The 22,564-nt window shown below is 58.9% G+C and carries 25 protein-coding genes; 12 read left to right on the forward strand and 13 right to left on the reverse strand.

Annotated features, from left to right (window positions below; genetic code table 11):
- Positions 1-26: 26 nt before the first annotated feature.
- The 10 genes from A7P97_RS09045 to A7P97_RS09085 form a co-directional block, all read right to left on the reverse strand.
- Positions 27-1,007: an NAD(P)H-dependent glycerol-3-phosphate dehydrogenase gene (locus A7P97_RS09045; RefSeq protein ID WP_067529546.1), complete on the reverse strand. Its 981-nt coding sequence runs from the start codon at positions 1,005-1,007 to the stop codon at positions 27-29.
- A 129-nt stretch (positions 1,008-1,136) separates the two neighbouring features.
- Complete coding sequence (fabF, locus tag A7P97_RS09050) at positions 1,137-2,384, reverse strand: beta-ketoacyl-ACP synthase II (protein ID WP_067529548.1); 1,248 nt, start codon at positions 2,382-2,384, stop codon at positions 1,137-1,139.
- A 117-nt stretch (positions 2,385-2,501) separates the two neighbouring features.
- Complete coding sequence (acpP, locus tag A7P97_RS09055) at positions 2,502-2,738, reverse strand: acyl carrier protein (protein WP_003824915.1); 237 nt, start codon at positions 2,736-2,738, stop codon at positions 2,502-2,504.
- Between the two features lie 278 nt (positions 2,739-3,016).
- A complete protein-coding gene (locus A7P97_RS09060) occupies positions 3,017-5,035 on the reverse strand; it encodes a prolyl oligopeptidase family protein (RefSeq protein WP_067529550.1) in 2,019 nt (672 codons plus the stop codon).
- Positions 5,036-5,161: 126 nt separating this feature from the next.
- On the reverse strand, positions 5,162-5,683 hold the full coding sequence (locus A7P97_RS09860; protein ID WP_197474144.1) for a DUF4189 domain-containing protein: 522 nt from the start codon (positions 5,681-5,683) through the stop codon (positions 5,162-5,164).
- Between the two features lie 229 nt (positions 5,684-5,912).
- The gene (locus A7P97_RS09070) at positions 5,913-6,476 is read right to left on the reverse strand and encodes a TIGR01440 family protein (RefSeq protein WP_067529553.1); all 564 of its coding nucleotides are present in this window, start codon (positions 6,474-6,476) and stop codon (positions 5,913-5,915) included.
- A 163-nt stretch (positions 6,477-6,639) separates the two neighbouring features.
- Positions 6,640-7,266 carry a recombination mediator RecR gene (recR, locus tag A7P97_RS09075; protein WP_067529637.1) on the reverse strand — a complete coding sequence of 209 codons (627 nt, stop codon included), beginning with the start codon at positions 7,264-7,266 and terminating at the stop codon, positions 6,640-6,642.
- A 117-nt stretch (positions 7,267-7,383) separates the two neighbouring features.
- Positions 7,384-8,568 carry an LD-carboxypeptidase gene (locus tag A7P97_RS09080; RefSeq protein ID WP_067529555.1) on the reverse strand — a complete coding sequence of 395 codons (1,185 nt, stop codon included), beginning with the start codon at positions 8,566-8,568 and terminating at the stop codon, positions 7,384-7,386.
- A 65-nt stretch (positions 8,569-8,633) separates the two neighbouring features.
- Positions 8,634-8,783: a hypothetical protein gene (locus A7P97_RS10265; protein WP_156497507.1), complete on the reverse strand. Its 150-nt coding sequence runs from the start codon at positions 8,781-8,783 to the stop codon at positions 8,634-8,636.
- A 58-nt stretch (positions 8,784-8,841) separates the two neighbouring features.
- Entirely contained in the window at positions 8,842-9,273 is a 432-nt protein-coding gene (locus A7P97_RS09085; protein ID WP_067529558.1) for an HIT family protein, read from the reverse strand.
- Positions 9,274-9,577: 304 nt separating this feature from the next.
- On the opposite strand from A7P97_RS09085, the gene A7P97_RS10820 reads away from it, so the two are divergent.
- From A7P97_RS10820 to A7P97_RS09100, 3 genes are all read left to right on the forward strand, one after another.
- Positions 9,578-10,504, forward strand: a complete 927-nt coding sequence (locus tag A7P97_RS10820) for a M48 family metalloprotease (protein ID WP_067529560.1) — start codon at positions 9,578-9,580, stop codon at positions 10,502-10,504.
- Positions 10,504-11,376 (forward strand): hypothetical protein, encoded by an 873-nt coding sequence (locus A7P97_RS10825; protein ID WP_067529562.1) that lies wholly within the window; start codon positions 10,504-10,506, stop codon positions 11,374-11,376. Before A7P97_RS10820 ends, A7P97_RS10825 begins: the two co-directional genes overlap by 1 nt.
- Before the next feature lie 66 nt (positions 11,377-11,442).
- Positions 11,443-11,940 carry a hypothetical protein gene (locus tag A7P97_RS09100; RefSeq protein ID WP_067529564.1) on the forward strand — a complete coding sequence of 166 codons (498 nt, stop codon included), beginning with the start codon at positions 11,443-11,445 and terminating at the stop codon, positions 11,938-11,940.
- A gap of 93 nt (positions 11,941-12,033) precedes the next feature.
- On the opposite strand, the gene hslU is transcribed toward A7P97_RS09100, so the two are convergent.
- Together hslU and A7P97_RS10270 are read right to left on the reverse strand one after the other, a co-directional pair.
- Positions 12,034-13,371, reverse strand: coding sequence for an ATP-dependent protease ATPase subunit HslU (hslU, locus tag A7P97_RS09105; RefSeq protein WP_197474145.1), 1,338 nt, complete (start codon positions 13,369-13,371; stop codon positions 12,034-12,036).
- A 99-nt stretch (positions 13,372-13,470) separates the two neighbouring features.
- Positions 13,471-13,695: a hypothetical protein gene (locus A7P97_RS10270; protein WP_156497508.1), complete on the reverse strand. Its 225-nt coding sequence runs from the start codon at positions 13,693-13,695 to the stop codon at positions 13,471-13,473.
- Positions 13,696-13,763: 68 nt separating this feature from the next.
- Between A7P97_RS10270 and rpsP the strand changes: the two genes are divergently transcribed.
- From rpsP to dtd, 7 genes are all read left to right on the forward strand, one after another.
- Positions 13,764-14,012 (forward strand): 30S ribosomal protein S16, encoded by a 249-nt coding sequence (rpsP, locus tag A7P97_RS09110; RefSeq protein WP_023887900.1) that lies wholly within the window; start codon positions 13,764-13,766, stop codon positions 14,010-14,012.
- A 16-nt stretch (positions 14,013-14,028) separates the two neighbouring features.
- Positions 14,029-14,541 (forward strand): ribosome maturation factor RimM, encoded by a 513-nt coding sequence (rimM, locus tag A7P97_RS09115; RefSeq protein WP_067529568.1) that lies wholly within the window; start codon positions 14,029-14,031, stop codon positions 14,539-14,541.
- Positions 14,541-15,284, forward strand: a complete 744-nt coding sequence (trmD, locus tag A7P97_RS09120; RefSeq protein ID WP_067529570.1) for a tRNA (guanosine(37)-N1)-methyltransferase TrmD — start codon at positions 14,541-14,543, stop codon at positions 15,282-15,284. Before rimM ends, trmD begins: the two co-directional genes overlap by 1 nt.
- Before the next feature lie 17 nt (positions 15,285-15,301).
- On the forward strand, positions 15,302-15,673 hold the full coding sequence (gene rplS, locus A7P97_RS09125; protein WP_003824892.1) for a 50S ribosomal protein L19: 372 nt from the start codon (positions 15,302-15,304) through the stop codon (positions 15,671-15,673).
- 271 nt (positions 15,674-15,944) lie between these two features.
- Positions 15,945-16,811: an endonuclease/exonuclease/phosphatase family protein gene (locus A7P97_RS09130; RefSeq protein WP_067529572.1), complete on the forward strand. Its 867-nt coding sequence runs from the start codon at positions 15,945-15,947 to the stop codon at positions 16,809-16,811.
- Positions 16,812-17,144: 333 nt separating this feature from the next.
- Positions 17,145-19,892, forward strand: coding sequence for a DNA gyrase subunit A (gene gyrA / locus A7P97_RS09135; RefSeq protein WP_067529574.1), 2,748 nt, complete (start codon positions 17,145-17,147; stop codon positions 19,890-19,892).
- A gap of 226 nt (positions 19,893-20,118) precedes the next feature.
- Complete coding sequence (dtd, locus tag A7P97_RS09140) at positions 20,119-20,577, forward strand: D-aminoacyl-tRNA deacylase (RefSeq protein ID WP_067529639.1); 459 nt, start codon at positions 20,119-20,121, stop codon at positions 20,575-20,577.
- Positions 20,578-20,674: 97 nt separating this feature from the next.
- Here dtd and A7P97_RS09145 read toward each other — a convergent pair whose 3' ends face one another.
- Complete coding sequence (locus A7P97_RS09145) at positions 20,675-21,301, reverse strand: hypothetical protein (RefSeq protein WP_067529576.1); 627 nt, start codon at positions 21,299-21,301, stop codon at positions 20,675-20,677.
- A 111-nt stretch (positions 21,302-21,412) separates the two neighbouring features.
- On the opposite strand from A7P97_RS09145, the gene A7P97_RS09150 reads away from it, so the two are divergent.
- The gene (locus tag A7P97_RS09150) at positions 21,413-21,760 is read left to right on the forward strand and encodes an arsenate reductase (protein WP_067529578.1); all 348 of its coding nucleotides are present in this window, start codon (positions 21,413-21,415) and stop codon (positions 21,758-21,760) included.
- A gap of 3 nt (positions 21,761-21,763) precedes the next feature.
- Complete coding sequence (locus A7P97_RS09155) at positions 21,764-22,498, forward strand: UDP-2,3-diacylglucosamine diphosphatase (RefSeq protein WP_067529580.1); 735 nt, start codon at positions 21,764-21,766, stop codon at positions 22,496-22,498.
- Positions 22,499-22,564 lie beyond the last annotated feature (66 nt).

Here is a 22,564-nt window from a genome sequence, read left to right on the forward strand (position 1 = left end):
CGATGGCAAGATAGGTTCGGCGGTGATTATTCGCTGCGGATTTCGCGCAGCATCAGTCGCTCGGCCACATCATTCACATCAACACGGCCGTCTAAAAGCTCGTTCAGGATGCGCGTGATGGGCATTTCAATACCAAGTTTGGCCGCCTGCGCACCAGCTTCTCGGATGGTGTACACGCCTTCGGCCACATGGCCGAGTTCGGACAAAATCACGGGCAACGGTTTGCCCTCGGCCAGTTTGAGGCCGACTTGTCGGTTGCGCGAGAGCGAGCCGGTGCAGGTGAGGATCAGGTCGCCCATGCCGGCCAAACCCATCAGGGTGGTTTGCTTTGCACCCAAGGCCAGCGCCAGGCGGTTGATTTCGGCCAGACCGCGCGTCATCAAGGCAGCACGGGCATTGAGGCCGTATTGCAGGCCATCGGCGATGCCCACCGCGATGGCCATCACATTTTTCACTGCACCGCCCACTCCCACGCCCACCATATCGTCGTTGGCATATAGGCGCAGCACGGCGGAGCTGAGCACGGCGGCGAGCGATTCAATCCAGGCAGTGTTGTCGGAAGCGAGAGTCACAGCGCAGGGCAGCTGTTGCGCCAATTCTTGGGCAAAACTGGGACCGGACAAAATACCGATGCGCGGGTTATCCGGCAGCTCTTCGCGCACCACTTGGTGCGGCAGCAGGCCGCTGCCTTGCTCGAAACCTTTGCAGGCAGTGAGCACGGGAATATCACCCCAACCCCATTGCCGCATGGTTTGCAGGCTGCCGCGCAGGCCGGCGGTGGGCGTGGCGATGATAACAAGCTCTGGCTTGGGCGGCGGTGTGTCGGCAATGTTGAGCGCTTCAGGGAAGGGGAAATCTTTCAGGTAGCCTGAGTTGATGCGCTCGGCACGCATGGCGGCGGCATGTTCGGTTTCGCGTGTCCACAGGCAAACTTGCTGGCCGTTTTGGGCAAAGTGGATGGCCAATGCCGTGCCCCAAGCGCCGGCGCCGATGATGCAGATTTGCATGGTGTGCTCCTGTGTTGGTTGCTTGTGATAAAGGCTACCTGAAAAACGGCAAACGGGTTTTAGCTTTGCAGAAACTCCGCTTCGTTGCGTTTTCAGGTAGCCTTTTATACTCTAAATACCGGTGTTTAATCAGCCGTTAAAACGTTTGAACGCAAGCGTGCCGTTGGTGCCGCCGAAGCCGAATGAGTTGGAAATAGCTGCACGGATAGGCAGATCGCGGGCAACGTTTGCGCAGTAATCCAAATCGCAGCCGCCTTCAATGTCTTGCTCGAAGATATTGATGGTGGGCGGTGATTTTTGGTGGTACAGCGCCAACACGGAATACACGGCTTCCACACCGCCGGCACCGCCGAGCAGGTGGCCGGTCATGGATTTGGTGGAATTAACCACCAGTTTTTTGGCGTGTTCGCCGAAGGCAAGTTTCAGCGCGGTGGTTTCGTTGGCATCACCCAGCGGGGTAGACGTACCGTGCGCGTTCACATAATCGATATCGCTCGGGTTGAGACCGGCATCTTTCAGGGCGTGTGCCACGGCCAAGGCGGGGCCTTCGGCATTGGGCGCGGTAATGTGGTGCGCATCGGAGCTCATACCGAAACCGGCCAGTTCGGCGTAGATTTTCGCGCCGCGTTTTTTGGCGTGTTCGTATTCTTCCAACACCAGCACGCCGGCACCTTCGCCCATCACGAAGCCGTCGCGGTCTTTATCCCACGGACGGGAAGCAGTGGCGGGGTCGTCATTGCGGGTAGACAACGCCTTCATGGCGGCAAAACCGCCCACGCCGAGCATACACACCGCGCCTTCGGCACCGCCGGCCACCATCACGTCGGCATCGCCGTATTGAATCATGCGGGCGGCATCGCCGATGCAGTGCGCGCCGGTGGTACAGGCAGACACAATGCCGTAGCTGGGGCCTTGATAGCCTTTAAGGATGGTGACGTGGCCGGCAATCAGGTTGATCAACGAGCCGGGAATAAAGAAGGGGTTGATGCGGCGCGGGCCGTTTTCGTGCACCACAATGCCGGTTTCTTCAATGGAAGGCAGGCCGCCAATGCCGGAACCGATGTTCACGCCCACACGGGTTTTATCCAGGGCGGGATAATCGTCCAGCCCGGCGTCGGCCACGGCTTGCAAGGCAGCGGCAATGCCGTAGTGGATGAAGGCATCCATGCGGCGCGCTTCTTTGGCGCCGATATAATCGCCGATTTGGAAATCTTTCACTTCGCCGGCAATTTGGGCGCTCAGTTCGCCCGCGTCAAAACGGGTAATCCGGCCAATGCCGCTCACGCCTGCCAACAGGTTTTGCCAGGCATCGGCCACATTGTTGCCCACCGGGGAAATCTGCCCCAGCCCAGTTACCACCACTCTTCTCTGACTCATGATTAGTTATCTATCCTCCGGCCTGCCCAAAAGCGGCCGCAATAACAAAAACCCCTGCCCTTGGCGGGAAATGCGCCGGGGCAGAGGCTGATATTCTGCTGTTAAACCTGCTGCCGATTAGTTGGAGCGGGAAGTAACAAAGTCAATGGCTTGTTGAACGGTAGTGATTTTTTCGGCTTCTTCATCGGGGATGTCGCAGCCAAAAGCTTCTTCCAAAGCCATTACCAGCTCAACCACGTCCAGAGAGTCGGCGCCCAAATCTTCGCTGAAAGAAGATTCGTTTTTCACTTCGCTTTCACTCTTACCCAATTGTTCGGCAACGATTTTCTTCACACGTTGTTCGATATTTTCCATTGCGGGGTCCTTGTCCTTAAATAAACGGGGAAAAAATTTTTAAAGGTAGTTCTCTAAAAACGGCATTGTAACGGATTTATATGCGTTTTGCTATCCGTGCCCTGCAAAGATTTGAGGCTACCTGAAAACAACGGTGCGCATATTAGCATAGCGCACGGCCTTTGCAAACTGCGCCAAAAAGCCGATATAAACAAGCAATAGCAGGCATCTGCCTTTATAGTGAAATTTCGGCAACCGCTGCGGCATTCGCCAACCCGGTATCCGCTGCAGCCATGCCGCTATTTGCCCACTGTTTGCCGCAAAAACACCAGCACGGCAGCCAGCTCGGCGGCCACTTCTTCCTGCGAGGCATTGCCCGCATGACCGCCGGTTTCGGGGGCGTAGAGGCGGCTGTTCACGCCGATTTCGCGCAGGCGGGCGTGGAATTTGAGCGCGTGGGCGGGGTGCACACGGTCGTCGCTCAGATTGGTGGTGATGAGGGCGGGCGGGTAGGTTTGGCCATCGTGCAGATTGTGGTAGGGCGAAAGTTTTTTCAGGTAGCCTCTATCCGACTCAGCATCGGGATTACCGTATTCTTCCTGCCACGAAGCACCGGCCAAGAGGCGCGGATAGCGCAACATATCGGTGAGCGGCACTTCGCACACCATGCCGCCGATGCTCTGCGGCGCGGCACAATAAGCAGCGGCGCACACCAGCCCGCCGTTGCTGCCGCCCTGCAACACGATGCGTTCGGGCGCAGACAAACCGCGCGCGGCCAAATCCTGCGCCACGGCCATCAAATCTTCCGCGCTTTTATGTTTGCGTGCCGCGCCTTGGGCGGAAGCGTGCCAAGCCGGGCCGAATTCGCCGCCGCCCCGGATGTTGGCCAACACAAACGCACCGCCCTGCGCAAGCCAATGCCGGCCGATGATGCCCAAATAATGCGGCAGTTCCGGCACGCCGAAGCCGCCGTAGGCATACACCAGCGCGGGCGCGTTTGGCTCGCCGTTGCCCACGTGGTAATACGGAATGCGCTCGCCATCGGCTGACACGGCGTGCAACTGCTGCACGCCCAACCCCTCCGGATCAAACTGCGCAGGCTGGCGGCGCATCACGCACCACTCCTGCCGCTGCAAATCCAGCGTATAGAGCGTGAGCGGCGAAAGGAAGCTGCTGGCCGCGATATACAGCACATCGCCGCCCCAAGGCTGGTCGGCAAACTCCAGCACGCCCGCCCCTTCCAGCGGCAGCTCGGGCACTTCGGCCGGCTGCCACTGCCCCTGCTGCAAACGCCAGGCTTTGAGGCTACCTGAAACATTATCCAGCAAAGTAGCGGCCACAAAATGGCGCGTGGTTTCCACTCCCTCCACCGACTGCCCCGCCTGCGGCGCAAACAGACATTGCGCCTGCCCCAGCACGCCCTTGTTCAGCTTCACCGCCACCAGGCTGCCCGCCGCATAGCTTTGATTTGCCCGCTGCCAGTCGTGCTTGAGCAACACCAGCAGCCAGCCGCCCAAATAGCCGCAGATTTCACAAGTTTCAGGTAGCCCCAAAGGCAGCAGCGCCCCATCCGAGGCTACCTGAAAATAACGGCGGCTGAAAAAGCCCGTGCTTTCTTCCAGCAAATCCAGCGGCGCGCCCTGCGCATCCAGATAACGCCAAGCGTGCACCCACACCGACTCCGCCGCCGTTTGCAGCAGCGGCTGCGCCTCCTCAAAGCTCTGCCCGCGCCGCAACAGCCACGCCTCGCGCGGATAGCCCGAAGCCGTGAGCTGGCGCTCGTCCCAAGCCGGGCATACCCACACGCTGTCTTCATCACGCCAGGCAATATGGTTTTTGCCCGCCGGAAAGTGAAACCCGTTGGGCACTACTTGGCGCGTTTCCAAATCGAATTCCAGCGTAAACGCCGCATCGCCGCCGCCCGGGCTGAGCGAGAGCAACACCCGGTTCGGCTGCTCCACATAGTGCGACACGCCGTCTAAATACACACCCGCACCCAGCACCTCATCGAAATCCGCCACCGAAAACAACACCTCCCATTCCGGCAGCCCGGCGCGGTACGAAGCCGCGCCGCACACGCGGTACACACCCTTCGGAAACTCCTCGCTCTGATAAAAGTGATACATCCGCGCGCGGTGCTCCTGGCAAAACGGAATCTGCTGCTCGTCTTGCAACACCGCCAAAATATCGCGGCGCAGCGGCTCGTAATCCGGCCGGCTCTCCAGCCAGGCTTGCGTTTGCGCGTGTTCGGCGGCAGCGAAAGCACTGGTTTCGGGGGCGTTTAGGTTTTCAAACACGGCATAACGGTCGGCAGACATTTCAGGTAGCCTTTGGCGAGTGGTTTCGGAAGGCGGGCATTGTAGCAGCATTGGCGGGGCGGCAAGAGGAAAGGCTACCTGAAAATATTTCAGGTAGCCTTTTCAGCCTCCAACCGGGGATTTTATCTACTGCCCGTACGCACTGTAATCGTAGCCCGTACAGAATGCCGTGCCATGTTTAGTTGCCACGGAGGAATATCCACAATTACCCCGCCCGTTTGCCCGCTCGCATTGCTGCATGGATTTTTCTGCCGCGAGTTTGTCGTCTGTGTCGTAGCCGAAGAATAAATCAGACGGTGCCTTCACTCCGCTGTCTGGCGTGGTCAGCACCGCGCAGGTGTTGTTGAATACCGCCACCACTCGGCAATCGGATGTCGAGCACCGGCGCATTGCCTTTTGCCGCGCCACTTGCTCACTCTTAAAACCGGCTACCCACAACAACTTGCTGGCAGAAAAATCAAACACAACCACTCCATAAAACGGCGTGCGGCGCAGTTCTGCGATTTCGGCTTGCACTTCCGCCTCGCGCTGCTCCAAGGCGCGTATTTCGGCGGCGGCGGGGCCGGAGTAGGTTGGCTGTTGTTGTATCCCGTGATTGCCACGCAACACTTCTTCGTTGATATAGCCCTCACTTACGCCTTGTGCCAAAGCTGCGCCGCCAACACGCCCGCTGCCGTGTTCATCATGGTTTGCTTCATCTTGCCGCTCCTGTCTGTTTTGAAAGGGGAAAAGGGTATTGCCGATGATCGGATTGTAACAAAAAACAAGATATTGTAAACATCTCTCCCGCTGCTTGAAGGCTACCTGAAAAGTGCGCCGTGATTTGAACTGCGTTGCGGTTCACGCTTTCAGGTAGCCTTTGTCCTGCCGCTTGGCTTCACACGCGGCGGATGCTGTCTTTGTAGTGTCCGGCGCGTTCGCCGCCGATCAGGCGCGGGCGGCTGGCCAGGGCGCAGACGTGGGCGGAGCCCAGTTCGCGCTGTTGCGGGCGCAGGGGGATTTGCACGTGTTTGATGTGCATGCCGATGGAAGTGTCGCCGATGTCGAGCCCGGCGTGGGCGGCGATGAATTCCACTTCCACCGGGTCGCGCATATATTTGAAGGCGGCCAGCTGCGCACTGCCGCCGGCATGCAGGCCGGGCAATACGTTCACGATTTCCAGCCCGTATTGTTCGGCCAGCTCGCGCTCCACGGCCAAGGCGCGGTTGATGTGCTCGCAGCCTTGCACGGCGAGGTAGATTTTGCGTTCGTTCAGGATGTCGAGCAGGGTTTTCACGATCACTTCGCCCACTTCCTGATTGGAATTTTTGCCGATACGGCCGCCGACCACTTCGCTGGTGGAAAGGCCGAGCACGAAAATCTGCCCTTCGCCGATGGCGGATTGGTGCAGGATATCGAGCGCAAGGGCGCGGGTTTGTTCGGCTAATCGGGTTAGATCCATGAGATGCCTCCTTTATGCTGATCGCCGCAAACTGTGCGGCATGAGGGATTTTAGCAGCTTCGGGCGGAAGTAGTTTTGATAAAGAATAAAATACGGCTTGTCGGTGTGCGGAAAAGGCTGCCTGAACCTTTCAGGTAGCCTCTTTTCCTTTCCTGCCCACTGGCTATTCGCCCTTTCCGCCCTGCTCTTTCACTAGCCGCCGTTCATACACGGATTGCGCCAGTGTGCCAGCGTCGATGTATTCCAGCTCGCTGCCCAGCGGCATGCCCTGCGCCAGTCGGCTCACGCGGTAGGGCAGATTTTTAAAAAGCTCGGCCAACACATAGGCGGTGGCATTGCCTTCTGGGGTGAAGGCGGTGGCGATAATCACTTCTTCCACTTCGCTCTCTTGCAGGCGGGCAACGAGTTTGTCGAGCGCGATGTGCTGCAAATCCATGCCCTGCGCAGGGCTGATTTGCCCCATGAGCACGAAATAGAGGCCGTCGTGGCAATGGGCGGCTTCCATGCCGGCCACGTCGGCGGGCAGGTGCACAATCATCAGGCGGCGGCCGTCGCGCGAGGGGTCGGCGCAGATGGCGCAGAGCTCGCCTTCGCAGAAGGTGTTGCACAGGCGGCAATGCTGCACGGCGGTGAGGGCGTGCTGCAGGGCGGCGGCCAGCTCGGCGGTGCCTTCGCGCTTGTGGCGCAACAGTTCGTAGGCCATGCGGCGGGCGGATTTGGGGCCGACGTTGGGCAAAACTTCGAGGGCTTGGGTGAGGCGGGTGAAGGCGTCGGTTTTTTTGCGGGTCATGGTTTGGGTTTCAGGTAGCCCTTGGCTGGCAAGGGATTGGGCGGCAGAATGCATACTGCTGCTTGTTATTTTTCAGGTAGCCTTTTTGCTTTGAAATGGCTACCTGAAATCCTGCGGCTATTCGCTGGCTTCGCTGTTGTCTTCCGCTGCGGCCGGGCTGTCGAACGAGGGCGGGGGCGGCAGCAGGTTGTTGAGCGTGAGGGCGGCGGGGTTGAGCGTGGGATGGCCGCTGAAGGAGGCGCTGTAGCCGCCGGTGCTGTTGCCGCGGATGGTGGTTTGCACACCCAGCGGGAAGGTGGCGATGTCGCTGATGTGGCCGAAGGGGAAGCCGGTGAGCACGGGGATGCCGCTGATGCGGCGCAGGGTGCGGATCACGCTGGAGAGGTCGTAGCCGCCGTCGTATACGTCGCGCGCGCTGCCCATGCGGAAGTTGCCGAGCACGATAGCCTGCTGCCGTTTGAGGATACCGGCCAGATGCAGGGTTTGCAGCATGCGTTCGAGGCGGTAGGGCTGTTCGCCCACGTCTTCTAGGAAGAGGATGCCGCCTTCGGGCTGCGGCAGGTAGGCCGAGCCGGCCAATGAGGCAATCACGCTGAGGTTGCCGCCCCACATGGTGCCGTGCAGGGTGGGCACGTTGGCGGCCTGCACTTCCGATACCTGAATACTCAAATCGGCGCTGGTGCTGCCGTCGATAAAGGCTTGCATGGTGTATACCGAGGGCGGGGCTTTGCCGAAGCCGCTATAAAGCATGGGGCCGGCGAAGCTGCACATATTGCCTTGGGCGAGCAGGGCGAGCTGGATGGCGCACACGTCGCTGAAACCGAAAAGCTGGGTGCCGTGTTCGCGCATGCGTGCGCCGAGCAAGGGCCAGTCGATATGGGGCAGCAGGCGCACTGCGCCGTAGCCGCCGCGCATGCCCATCAGCACTTGCGGAGTGGGCACTTTGCCGGAAGCCACGTCTTGGAAATCGGCGATGCGTTCGGCGTCTGTGCCGGCAAACCGCTGGCTGCGGCGCTCCACGGCCTGCTGGTTGGCGATGGTGAAACCGGCGTTATACAGGCGCAACAGCCCGGCCTGCGCCTGTTCGGCTCGGGGCGCAAAGCCGGAAGGAGCCACCACGCGCAAGGTGGTGCCGCTACCGCTGCGGGTGGGGCGGGCTGACGTATTGCCGCTGTCGGTGTTGTTTTGGTTGGACGGCGACACGGGCATCGCCGGCGTGCTACACGCCTGCAACATGCCTGCACCGGCCAGGGTGGCGGAGGCACTGAGAAAACGGCGGCGGGAAAGATGGGGGAGGAGCATGGGGTTTCCTTAATCGGTTGAGGTGGTGTTGGGAAGCAGGCGGCCTTGGGGCTACCTGAAAGCGTTTATGCCAAATCAAATTCTTGTTTCATCCGCTCTTGTTCTTTTTCGTTGAACAGGCAGATACACAAAGCCTGGCAGTCGTATCTGCTCCAGCCGTTTTGCACTTCAAAGTCAAACAGGGCTTGCGACAGGGCTTCATCATTGTCTGCCACATTGCCGAATGCGGCTTGGAGCGTTCAGGTAGCCTTTGCATTGGGCAGACGGCGGGCATTATACCAGCCCGTCTGTTTCTTCCTCCTTAGCCAATAGCTCGGCCACTTGCCGCTGCCAGTTTGCCGGCAGCGTGGGCACGGCTTCGCGGCGTGGCGCGGCCCAGATCGAATCGGGGAAAAACGCATCGTTTTCAAAGCGGGCAATCACGTGCCAATGCAGGTGCGGCACTTGGTTGCCGAAGCTGGCCAGATTGATTTTGGCCGGGCGCAACACCCGGCGCATCGCCGCTTCGGTGCGCCACACCGCCGCCATCATTTCCTGCCGAGCTGTGGCGGGCAGATCCGTCATCTCGGCCACATGGTCGCACCAAATCACGCAGCAAAACGCGGGTGCGGCGGGCGTGTCGTTTACGGCAATCACGCGCAAGCAGCTGTTTTGCCACAGCACGGTTTCATTTTCGGCACGGCACAGCGGGCAGGAGGCAGGCATTTCAGTTCCTTCAAGGTGGTTTAACGAATCGGGGCAAGGGTATAGCACGACGGCGGGTTTGCCAAGTGGAGCGGCAGAAAGGCTACCTGAAAGCACAGCTTCAACGAAGTTAAAACTCCTCTTTCAGGTAGCCTTTACCTCGCCCGCTAGATTGGCTATATTCAAGCTATAGCTAAAATATTGATTCATTCCTACTGCGTTGGCTTACCTTGCCGTACTGCCTGTACCGTCTGCGGCTCGACACCTTGTTAGGAAGAAATCATAATTTCAGCCACATTCCTCCCCCTTCACTCAGGATTTCCCCATGCGCTTCTTCCACCACCAGCAGCAATCGCGCCGCCGCACCGTGCGGCTGGTGGTGTTCTATGTGCTGGCACTAATCGGCACAGTCGCCATCACTTCCGCCGGGCTTGGCAGCCTGCCGTTTTTGTTCGGCGCCAAAGTACAGCACAGCCTGTGGTGGTACTACCTGCCGCCCGCCCTGTTTGTGTGTGTGCTCACCATCGGTCTGAGCCTGCACCGCCTGCGTGAACTGCGGCGCGGCGGCGAAGCGATAGCCAAGCGGCTGGGCGGCAAGGCCTTGCAGCTGGCCAACGCCACCTTTGCCGAGCGGCGGCTGCTCAACGTGGTGGCGGAAACCGCGCTTTCCGCCGGCCTGCCCGCCACGCCGGTGTACCTGCTGCGCCGCGATGGCAGCATCAACGCCTTTGCCGCCGGCATGAGCCCGCGCAGCGCCGTAATCGGCGTTACCCAAGGCGCCATAAACCTGCTCACGCGCGACGAGCTGCAAGCCATCGTCGCCCATGAATTCAGCCACATCCGCAACGGCGACATGCGCCTCAACTGCTACCTGGCCGCCTGGCTGCACGGCCTGCAGGGCATCGCCAGCAGCGGGCGCTATTTCCTCTACGGCCGCGACAATGAACATTATCTGGAATACCGCCGCCGCAAAAATGTAGACAACCATCCTTTCGACAACGGCGTGGAAATCATCATGCAGACCCTGCCACTGCAAGCCCTCGGCGCACTTCTGATTGCGCTGGGCTCGGTGGGTAGCGTGTTTGCCCTCTGGCTGCAGGCCGCCGTGTGCCGCGAGCGCGAATTTATGGCCGACGCTTCCGCCGTGCAGCTCACCCGCCAAACCGCCCCGCTCATCGAAGCGCTGCGCAAAAGTGCCCGCACCACCTCCTGCCGCCTCTCCTCCCCCGAAGCCCCGAATACGCCCACCTGATGTTCGGCCGCATCCGCCCCGGCGACCTCGCCGCCACCCACCCGCCGCTTATCGAACGTATCCGCAGGCTTGATGCCGCCGCTGCCCGCCGACTGGCCGGAGAACTGGCCGACGCCGACAGCCTCACCCTGCCTTCCCCCGTTCACCTCAGCTTCGCCGCTCCCCAGCTGATGAGCGCCGAAGCCGAAGAAGCCGAAAACCTCTACCACCAGCGGCAGGCCCTGATGCAGGCGCGCATCCACCGCCACCGCCCGTCTGCCCCATATCTGCCCCTGCAAGCCGACTGGCTGGCCGCCGCCTACGATGGCGAATATGCCTCTGCCGCCCTGCTCTGCCTGTTCCAGGTGCCCACCCTGCCCGCCAGCCGCTGGCACCAAACTGAACACAACGGCGGCATCAGCCCCTTCGTTTGGCAGCAGCTCGCCCGCCTGCAGCAGCATCCCCTGCTGCCCAGCACCGAGCTGCTCGAACACCTCCTACCCGCCCTCGTAATGCAGGAAGACCATGTCCTGCAAGCCCTACTCGACCAAATCCGCAACCGCTTCCGCCAACACGGCACCAACCTCGAGCAAGCCTACCTCTGGCTGCTGCTCAAAGCCTATCTTGCCCCCACCCCGCCAACTGGCCGCCTCGCGCAACACCCCGCTGCCGCAGCCCTGACCCGCGCCGCCGAACTCACGCCCGAACAGCTGCACACCGCCGTAAACGCCGCCCTGCTGCTCACCGACTCCGCCAAAACCGCCCTGCTGCGCCCCCTTGCCGCCACCCTCCCCGCCGGCAGCCCCCTGCTCTGGCGCTACCTCTGCGTGCGCCTCGATGTCGGCGCCTGGCACTTCGGCCTGGCAGGCAGCAAAGGCCGAAAGGCTACCTGAAACCTCCCCGCTGCCGTTTTTCAGGTAGCCTTCAGCCAAACAAAAACACATCCCAAAAGGAAAGCCATGAAATGTCTGCCCGCTCTCCTCTCCTGCCTCTTCCTTCTCACCGCCTGCCAGAAAGACCCCGCCATGCCCACCACCGCCTCCAGCCCACAACCCACGCAAACTAACGAACCACAAACCAGCGAACCACAAACTACCGAGCCGCAAACCAACGAAGAAATCCACGCCACCGCCGAAAACCTCCTTGCCCAATACCGCTATCTCGATGCCGCCTCCTGGGCATACCAACTCCAACAGCGAGGCGTGACCCTGCCGCCGCACCTGCAGGCCGTGCTGGACGAAATGTACTACGACCCCAAAGCCCCCTCTCCACTGGTAGCATCTTCTTCCTCAATCCACAGCAAATCGCCCGCCTGCAACCCAAAGCCGAAAACGGCGACACTACCGCCGCCATCCGCCTCGCCCAATACTACAGCTTCGCCACCGAACGCCCCCGAAAACGAACGCCTAGCCAACTATAATTGGGAAGCTAAAGCTGCCTGCGGCCGACTGAAATAAAGCTGTATACAGAGGAAAAGGCTACCTGAAAACGAGCTCGCGAGTTTCTGCGAAGCTAAAATTTTCAGGTAGCCTTTTCCTTATCCGAACAGCTTACAGCACATACCGCGCCAAATCTTCCTGTTCGGCCACTTCGGCCAGCCGCTCGTCCACATAGGCGGCGGTAATCTGTGTGGTGCCTTGCGGAGCGTGGAAGGATACGTCTTCCAGCAGTTTTTCCAGCACAGTGTGCAGGCGGCGGGCGCCGATGTTTTCGGTTTTCTCGTTCACCTGGAAGGCGATTTCGGCCAGGCGGGTGATGCCGTCAGGAGCAAAATCGAGCTCTACGCCGTCGGTTGCCAGTAGGGCTTGATATTGCTTGGTAAGGCTGGCATCGGTGCTGGTGAGAATGGCTTGGAAGTCTTCCACGGTGAGGCTGCTCAACTCCACGCGAATGGGGAAGCGGCCTTGCAGCTCGGGAATCAGGTCGCTGGGTTTACTTAAATGGAAGGCGCCGGAAGCGATGAAGAGGATGTGGTCGGTTTTAATCATGCCATATTTGGTTTGCACGGTGGTGCCTTCCACCAACGGCAGAAGGTCGCGTTGCACGCCTTGACGCGACACGTCGCCGCCAGGCCGGTTGCTGTCGGTCGCGATTTTGTCGATTTCGTCAAGGAACACGATGCCGTGCTGCTCCACAGCGTGTACGGCCTGCTCGCGCAGTTCTTCTTCGTTAATCAGTTTGGCGGCTTCCTCGTCCAGCAAGAGCTTCATGGCGGCAGCCACTTTGATTTTGTGCGGCTTGGTGCGGCCTTTGCTGAGGTTGGCAAACATGTCTTGCAGCTGGCTGCTGAATTCTTCCATGCCGGGCGGGCCCATCACTTGCATAGAAGCTGGGGAGGCTTGGCTCAGTTCGATATTGATTTCTTTATCATCCAATTCGCCCCGGCGCAGCATTTCGCGGAATTTTTTGCGAGTGTGGCTTTCGGGCTGCGGTTCGGCCGGCTCACCTTCAAAGCCGGTTTGCGGCGGAGGCGGCAAAAGCGCGTCGAGTACGCGGTTTTCGGCGGTATTTTGGGCACGGTCGCGGTTTTTGCGCACAGCCTGCTCGCGCAAATTCTTCAAAGCAATTTCCATTAAATCGCGCACGATGCTGTCCACATCGCGCCCCACATAGCCCACTTCGGTGAACTTGGTGGCCTCGATTTTGATAAACGGCGCATTGGCCAGCCGTGCCAAACGGCGGGCAATTTCGGTTTTGCCCACACCGGTGGGGCCGATCATCAGGATATTTTTCGGCACGATTTCGCTTTGCAGCGGCTCGGCCACCTGGCTCCTGCGGTAGCGGTTGCGCAAGGCCACGGCCACAGCCTTTTTGGCCTGCTGTTGGCCGATGATGTGTTTGTCCAGCTCATGGACGATTTCTTGCGGGGTCATCACGGAAGTGCTCATAAAACGGCTCCCAAATAGCTTGCAAATATAGGGCGGATTAACCTATCTTTCACTTATAGCATTGTCTCAACTTGTAGCGAAAGGCAATCTAATCCGTCATCACGAATAGCAGGCAAATGGCACCGCCAAGGCGAAAATCAAGGGCAGCCGGCTGGTTTGCCCGAAGGTTTGGATTTCAGGTAGCCTGCTGGCGAGGCATCCATCAGGGAAAAGGCTACCTGAAAAACGGCGCAACCCTGCGCCCAAAGCAAGCCGCTTGCGGCATACCGTCCGCCCGATACCACGGTAAAACGGTATTTTTTCAACAAATACTTGCGCCCGCATAGCAAATTACCCTAAAATCCGCTGTTTTCTTATCGATCAAATTTCCCGAAGGAAGAAGGAATAATAATATGGTAGTTATCCGTTTTTCGCGCGGCGGCTCCAAGCATTCTCCGTTTTTCAACATCGTGGTAGCCGATTCACGCAACCGTCGTGACGGCCGCTTTATCGAGCGCGTTGGCTTCTACAACCCCGTAGCCAACGAAAAACAGGAGCGCGTGCGCCTGAACACCGAACGCCTGAACTACTGGGTAAGCCAAGGCGCGCAAGTAAGCGACGCCGTTGCCCGCTTGGTAAAAGAGCAGCAGAAAGCCGCTTAATTCTGGAATACCAGCCATGAGCCGCAGCCAAGACAACTGGGTAGCCATGGGCTATGTGAAAGGCGCTTTCGGTATCAAAGGCTGGGTAAAAGTAGCCGCCGATACCGAATATGCCGACAGCCTGCTGGACTACTCTGTATGGCAGCTGAGCAAAGATGGCGTTTCCAGCAGTTATACACTGGAAAACGGTCAGATGGCCGGCGATGAATTGCAGGTAAAATTCGCCGAAATAAGCGACCGCGATGCCGCACAGCTGTTGCGCGGCTACACCATCGAAATCAAACGCAGCGATTTTGAGCCCGCTCAAGAAGGCGAATACTACTGGGCAGACTTGGTCGGCTTGACGGTACACAACCGGCAACACGAACTCATCGGCACAGTAAGCAGCCTGATGGAAACCGGTGCACACGATATTTTGGTGGTAGATGGTGAGCATGGCCGCAAACTGATTCCGTTTGTCGATCACTACATCGACAGTGTGGATTTGGAACAAGGCAGCATCATTGCCGATTGGGGCTTGGATTACTGATGTATATCCAAGCCGTTACCCTGTTTGGCGAGATGTTCCGCAGCATCACCGACTACGGCGTAACCGGCCGCGCCCTGCAACGCGGCTTATGGCATTTCAACAGCATCAACCCGCGCCAGTTTGCCGACAACAAATTGGGCTACATCGATGACAGACCTTTTGGCGGCGGCCCCGGCATGATTATGATGGCCGAACCGCTACAATCGGCAATCGATGCCGCCAAAGCGCAGCATAACGGTAAAGTGATTTACCTCAGCCCGCAAGGCAGCCAATTGACGCATCAAAAAGCAGCCGAACTGGCTAAACTGGATGGTTTGATTTTGGTATGCGGTCGCTACGAAGGCATAGACGAGCGCCTGTTAAGCAGCGCCATTGATGAAGAAATCAGCATTGGCGACTTTGTGGTATCCGGTGGCGAATTGCCGGCTATGATGCTGATGGATGCGGCATTGAGGCTAATCCCTGGCGTGCTGGGCGATGCCGATTCGGCCGAACAGGATTCTTTTGCCAACGGCCTCTTAGACTGCCCACACTACACCCGCCCGATAGAATTTCATGGCATGGCCGTGCCCGCTGTATTGCGCAGTGGCAACCACGCCCTGATTGCGGAATGGCGCTTAGAACAAGCGTTGCGCCGCACCCTGCAGCGCCGACCAGACCTTTTGACCGGCCGCGCATTAACCCCAGAGGAATCTAGGCTCCTGCAAAAAATTCAGCAGGAGGAACGAGATATCCCATCATAAACTTAAGGACTATAGCAATGAACTTGATTCAACAGCTCGAACAGGAAGAAATCGCCCGTTTGAACAAAACCATCCCCGAATTCGCTCCCGGCGACACCGTATCCGTTTCTGTGCGCGTAACCGAGGGTAACCGTACCCGTCTGCAAGCCTACGAAGGCGTGGTAATTTCCCGCCGCAACCGTGGCCTGAACAGCAACTTCATCGTGCGCAAAATCTCTAGCGGTGAAGGCGTAGAACGTACTTTCCAGCTGTATTCTCCCAACGTGGAAAAAATCGAAGTGAAACGCCGCGGCCACGTTCGCCGTGCCAAACTGTACTACCTGCGCGGCCTCACCGGTAAAGCTGCCCGCATCAAAGAAAAACTGTCTGGCCGCAAACTGGAGGATTAATCTTTGCTGTTATCGAAAACCTGCCCTCTGCGGCAGGTTTTTGTTTGTGGATTGATTCCCGAGCCGCTTTATCTCATATATGGGAAACCATAGAAGAACACCTGAGCACAAAGCCAAATATCGAGCAAATAAAGGCTACCTGAAATTCTAGCTTCGTAGAGACCCACAAACTTACTCTTGATAAAATTCATTACATTCTATTTTATCAAAATACACCACGCCTATTTTCAGGTAGCCTCTATCCCACCCGCCACCTTCCACCAACACCGCTATGTCTGCCTTTATCCGCCTGCGCCTGCACATCCTCGCCCTGCTCGCCTTGGCTGCCGTTATAGCCGGGCAGTTCGGCAGCTTATTCTGGCCGGCCGAACTATTCAGCCATTTCCTGCCCCACTACGCTGCTATCTTCATTCTCGCCACAATTTGGCCGCGCCCGAAGTGGCGTGCGCTGTGGCTCGTGTGTGCTGCCGCATCGCTGCTGTGGTTGGCTCAGCCCTTCGCCCTGCCCGATGCCCCGTCCGGCGGCACGCGGCTGGTTTGGTACAACGTCCACCTCGACAATCCCGACGCCGAAGCGGAAAGCGCCGCCCTCTTGGCCGAACAGGCCGACCTGCTCGCGCTGGGCGAAATCAACCTCGACAACCCCAGCTGGCAAAGCCTGCGCCAAGCCTATCCGCACGGCTGCCAACACCGCGAACACAGCCCCTTCGCCCTCGCACTGTGGAGCAAACAGCCGCTGGCCGCCTGCGAAGTGCGCATAATTGGCGACTACCCCTATATCCGCGCCCAAACTGCCGACGGCACCGCCCTCTACGCCCTGCACCCTCCACCACCCATCAGCAGCGAACTGGCCGGGGCGCGGCAGCACTACCTGGCCGAAACCGCCCGTGCCCTTGCCGCCGAACCGCGCGCGCTGGCCGTGGGCGACTTCAACAGCAGCCCGTTTTCCCCGCTGTTCCGCCGCTTCCTGCAAGAAAGCGGCAGCCACCCCGCCACCCGCTACTTCACGCCCACTTGGAAACCGTTCTTCCTCAATATCGACCACGCCTTAGCCAAAGGCCTAAACGTTTCCGCCCGCACCCTGCCCTGGCAACACTCCGACCACCGGCCACTCTTGGCGGAATACACCGGCCAATGAAGCAGAAACATAAAAGGCTACCTGAAACTCGCCACTCTGTTTTCAGGTAGCCTTTCCCAATCTGTAGGCTGGATACTCGTAACCGACAAAATGGTTACGCCAAAACCGTCGGATTCAGAAATCCAACCTACGGCTTGCTATTCCCACAAAAATACACGATGAACAAGGCAAAGGATGCAGGCTACCTAAAAAATAATTCGTCTCGGAAACCCACATCATCCCTCAAGGCTAGCCGAAACTGCCATTTCGTTTTCAGGTAGCCTTTCCCGCCCAGCCTTACCGCACATTGTGTGATAAAATAACGCGTTTTAATCGATTGGGCTTTAAATCTCCATGAGCAGCACCCACGACCACTGGTTTGCCAAAGAAACCATCCCCGTCAGCCTCGAAGAGGAAATGCGCAAAAGCTATCTCGATTACGCCATGTCTGTAATCGTCGGCCGCGCGCTGCCCGATGTGCGCGACGGCCTGAAACCCGTGCACCGCCGCGTGCTCTACGCCATGCACGAGTTGAAAAACAATTGGAACTCGTCTTATAAAAAATCCGCCCGTATCGTGGGCGACGTTATCGGTAAATACCACCCGCACGGCGATTCCGCAGTGTACGACACCATCGTGCGCATGGCGCAGCCCTTCTCCATGCGCTATATGCTGGTAGACGGCCAGGGCAACTTCGGCTCGGTAGACGGCGACGGCGCGGCAGCCATGCGTTACACCGAAATCCGCATGGCGAAAATCGCCCACGAAATGCTGGCCGATATTGAAGAAGACACCGTAAACTTCGGCCCGAACTACGACGGCAGCGAACAAGAGCCGTGGGTGATGCCCACCCGCTTCCCCGCCCTGCTGACCAACGGATCGGCCGGTATTGCCGTGGGCATGGCCACCAACATCCCGCCGCACAATTTGGGCGACACGGTGGATGCCTGCCTGCAACTTTTGGCCGACCCCGACACCTCTATCGACGCGCTCATCGACACCATCAAAGCCCCCGACTTCCCCACCGGCGCCACCATTTACGGCCTCGCCGGCGTGCGCGAAGGCTACCGCACCGGCCGCGGCCGCGTGGTGATGCGCGGCAAAACCCATATCGAGCCCATCGGCAAACACGGCGAGCGCGAAGCCATCATCATCGATGAAATCCCCTATCAGGTAAACAAAGCCAAGCTGGTGGAAAAAATCGGCGAGCTGGTGCGCGAGAAAACGCTGGAAGGCATTTCCGATTTGCGCGACGAATCTGACAAATCCGGTATGCGCGTGGTGATCGAACTGAAGCGCAACGAAAACGCCGAAGTCGTGCTCAATCAGCTCTACAAACTCACCCAGCTGCAAGACAGCTTCGGCATCAATATGGTGGCCCTGGTCGACGGCCAACCGCGCCTGTTGAATTTGAAGCAGATTCTGGCCGAATTCCTGCGCCACCGCCGCGAAGTGGTTACCCGCCGCACCTTATTCCGCCTGAAAAAAGCGCGGCACGAAGGCCACATCGCCGAAGGCAAAGCCGTGGCGCTTTCCAATATCGATCCGATGATTCAGCTCATCAAAGAATCCGCCGATGCAGCCGAAGCCAAAGCCAGACTGCTGGCGCGGCCGTGGCAGTCCGGCCTGGTGGGCGACATGCTCAGCCGCACCGATTTGGATTTGAACATGGCGCGCCCAGAAGGGCTACCTGAAAACCTCGGCCTGCGCGAAGACGGCTATTATTTGAGCGACTTGCAAGCCGACGCCATCTTGCGCATGAGCCTGCGCAACCTCACCGGCCTCGACCAAGACACCATCCTCGCCGACTACAAAACCATCATGGCGCAGATTATCGATTTCCTGGATATTTTGGCCAAGCCCGAGCGCATCACCCAAATCATCCACGACGAGCTCATCGAACTCAAAACCAACTTCGGCGACCCGCGCCGCAGCGAAATCAACCCGTTCGGCGGCGACATCGCCGACGAAGACCTGATTCCGCCGCGCGAAATGGTGGTTACCCTCACCCACGGCGGCTACATCAAAACCCAGCCCACCACCGACTACCAAGCCCAGCGGCGCGGCGGTCGTGGCAAGCAGGCCGCCACCACCAAAGACGAAGACTTCATCGAAACCCTGTTTGTGGCCAACACCCACGACTACCTGATGTGCTTTACCAACCACGGCCGCTGCCACTGGATTAAGGTGTACAAACTGCCCGAAGGCGGGCGCAACTCGCGCGGCCGCCCGATCAACAACGTTATCCAGCTGGACGAAAACGAAAAAGTCTCCGCCATCCTGCCCGTGCGCGACTTCCCCGAAGACGAATACGTTTTCTTCGCCACCGCCATGGGCATAGTGAAAAAAGTGCAACTTTCCGCGTTTAAAAACGTGAGCAAAGTCGGCATCAAAGCCATCGCCCTCAAAGAAGGCGACAGCTTGGTGGGTGTGGCACGCACCTCCGGCCGCAACGACATCATGCTCTTCTCCAACCTCGGCAAAGCCATCCGCTTCAATGAATATTGGGAGCGCAGCAGCGACGACGAAGAAACCGGCGACGACAACGACACCGAAATTTCAGATAGCCAGGAAGACGGCAGCGCCGAAAGCGCCCCCATCAGCGGCAAACACGGCGTACGCCCCAGCGGCCGCGGCAGCGGCGGCCTGCGCGGCATGAGACTGCCCGAAAACGGCCGCATCGTCAGCCTCATCACCTTCGCCCCCGAGTGCGAGCAGAGCGAACTGCAAGTGCTCACCGCCACTGCCAACGGCTACGGCAAACGCACCCCGATTGCCAGCTACAGCCGCAAAAACAAAGGCGGCCAAGGCAACATCGCCATCAACACCGGCGAGCGCAACGGCGATTTGGTCGCTGCAACTTTGGTCGGTGAAACCGACGACCTGATGCTGATTACCAGCGGAGGCGTCCTCATCCGCACCAAAGTCGAGCAAATCCGCGAAACCGGCCGCGCCGCCGCCGGCGTGAAGCTGATTAACCTGGACGAAGGCGAAACCCTCGTCAGCCTCGAGCGCGTAGCCGAAGAAGAGGAAGACGAAGCACAAACCGCCGAAACCCAAACCTCAGCCGAAAGCCCGAGCCAAGAACAAGACGAGGCTTAAGCGCCCGCCAAGAAAAGGCTACCTGAAAGCAAAGCGCCAACGAAATTAAAACCGGCTCTGTACTATTTTCAGGTAGCCTTTTGTTTACCCTTATCTGCCCTAAACCATAATCCCGCCAATAGGCAGGCAACCAAGCGGCAAGCCGTAGGCAGCATACCTATACGGCAAGGCCAAGCCCATGCTGCACCCTGCCTATTGGGAACAACCAGAAAGGCTACCTGAAACCATGCGTGCCGTTATCCAAAAAGTCAGCCATGCCCACATCGCCGCCGCCGATGCGCCCGATACACCGTTCAGCCAAATTCCCCACGGCCTGTGCGTGCTGCTTGGCGTAGGCGGCGAAGACAGCGAGGCCGATGCCCGCTATATCACCGATAAAATCGCCCACCTGCGCATCTTTGAAGACGAAGCCGGCAAGCTCAATCTGTCGGTGAAAGACACCGGCGGCGAAGTGCTGCTGGTATCGCAATTCACCCTCTATGGCGATGCCCGCAACGGCCGCCGCCCCTCCTTCACCCAAGCCGCCCGCCCCGAACAGGCCGAAGCGCTGTATCAGCAAGTGGCCGCCCTCTTACGCGGCCACGGCGTGAACGTGGCCGAAGGCCGCTTCCGCACCCACATGCTGGTCAGCCTGTGCAACGACGGGCCGGTAACCATTTTGCTGGATTCGCAAAAAACGTTTTAAAGGCTACCTGAAACCAAAGTGGCAAAAAATTCAAACTCTGCCAATAAAAAACCTGCCCCCAAAGGGCAGGTTTTGCATGAAGCGGTTTTACTGCAAGCTACTGCGCCACGCCTTCGGCCGGCGGCAGTTCGCGCATATCGCGCCAGCCGTCGTTGGTTTTTACCAGCGTGGCCTGCTCCACCCGCTTCAGCGGCAGGCGGTTCTGCCAGGCTTCGCTGCCCTGGCGCACCAGTCGTTTTGCCCAGCCGTCCATCGTGATGCTGCCCTCATACACCACGCGGGATACGGTGAGGCCAGCGGCATTGGTGGCCGGCTCGGTGTAGTACTGCACTTTATCCACATGCTCATGCCCCAGGCAGAACAGCGGCCCATTTAAGCCGGCGCGGGTATGTTTGCGCCCGTTTTCGGTGAGCGCGAACACCAGCGCCACATCGTCATCGCCCTCTTTCAGGCGCTCATATAATCCGGCACTCTCCAAAGCTCGCATCTGCTTGACGGCTGCTTCATTGATGCGTTTATCTTCCGCATCACGGCGCGGCAGCACAATACGCTCCGAGCCCAACAGCGGCGCAGCTCCGTTGGCATCCAAAGCCAACGGCAAGCACACTTCGTTTGCTGCCGCATAACGCGCCAGCACATCCCGAAACTGCCCCTTGCCTGCTTCCTGCGCGCCGCAACCGGCCAGCAAACCGGCAGCCAAGGCCGCCCATATCCAATGTTTCATAAATTCTCCAAAATCAAATATATCCTGGCACAACCCATGCCATGCCATGACAAAAAAACATCCTACCCGTACAATGGCGGGCGTTTCAATCGGCAAGGATTATACACAATAATGACCACCCTCTACGGCATCCTCAACTGCGCCACCGTGAAAAAAGCCCGCGCCTGGCTAGACGAAAAACAAGTGCCCCACGCCTTCGTTAATTTCAAAACCGAAGCCCCTGCGCCCGAACAGCTCGCCCGCTGGCTCGATGCCGTCGGCGCCGACGTTCTCATCAACCGCAAAGGCACCACCTGGCGCAAACTCGGCCAGGCCGAACAAGCTGCCGCCGACAACCGCGAAGGCGCCATCGCCCTGATGCAGGCACAGCCCTCCGTGATCAAACGCCCCGTGCTCGAACACCAAGGCCGCGTCCACATCGGCTTTTCCCCCGAACGTTATTCCGAAATCTTCGCCTGAACCATGAACCAAACCATCTTTATCGCCGACCTCCACCTCTCCGAGCACAGCCCCGAGCTCACCGAACTCTTCCTGCACCAGCTGCACCAATGGCAAAGCACGGCCGATGCCCTCTACATCCTCGGCGACCTGTTCGACGCTTGGGTGGGCGACGACGACCGCACCCCCTTCACCGACCACATCGCCGCCGAATTAAAAGCATTCGCCCAACACAAACCCGTGTATTTCATCCCCGGCAACCGCGATTTCCTGCTCGGCCAAGACTTCGCTAGCCGCAGCGGCATGACCCTGCTGCCCGAGCAGCATCCTATTATCCTCTACGGCCGCCCCTACCTGCTCACCCACGGCGACGAACTCTGCACCGCCGACCTGCCCTATATGCAGTTCCGCGCCCAATCGCGCCAGCCCCAATGGCAGGCTGCCATCCTCGCTAAGCCCCTGGCCGAACGCCGCCTATTGGCGCAGCAAATCCGCCAGATGAGCGAACGTGGCAAAGCCGAAAACGGCAAAAGCGCCGTTTCCGATGTAACCGAAGAAGCAGTATCCGCCCTGATGGCGCAACACCCCGGCGCTGATCTTATCCACGGCCACACTCACCGCCCGGCCACCCACCGGCACACCCTGCCCAACGGCCAAAGTTTCACTCGCTTTGTACTGCAAGACTGGTATGGCAAAGAAGGCGGTTGCCTTGTCGTATCACCCGAAGGTGTGAGCGCACAGCATTTGGCCTTAGATTAGCCAAACCCGCGCAGGAATATTTTCAGGTAGCCTTTCCACCGCTTGGGAAGGCTACCTGAAAATTTA

Source organism: Eikenella sp. NML070372 (genome assembly GCF_001648415.1).
Lineage (GTDB): Bacteria > Pseudomonadota > Gammaproteobacteria > Burkholderiales > Neisseriaceae > Eikenella > Eikenella exigua.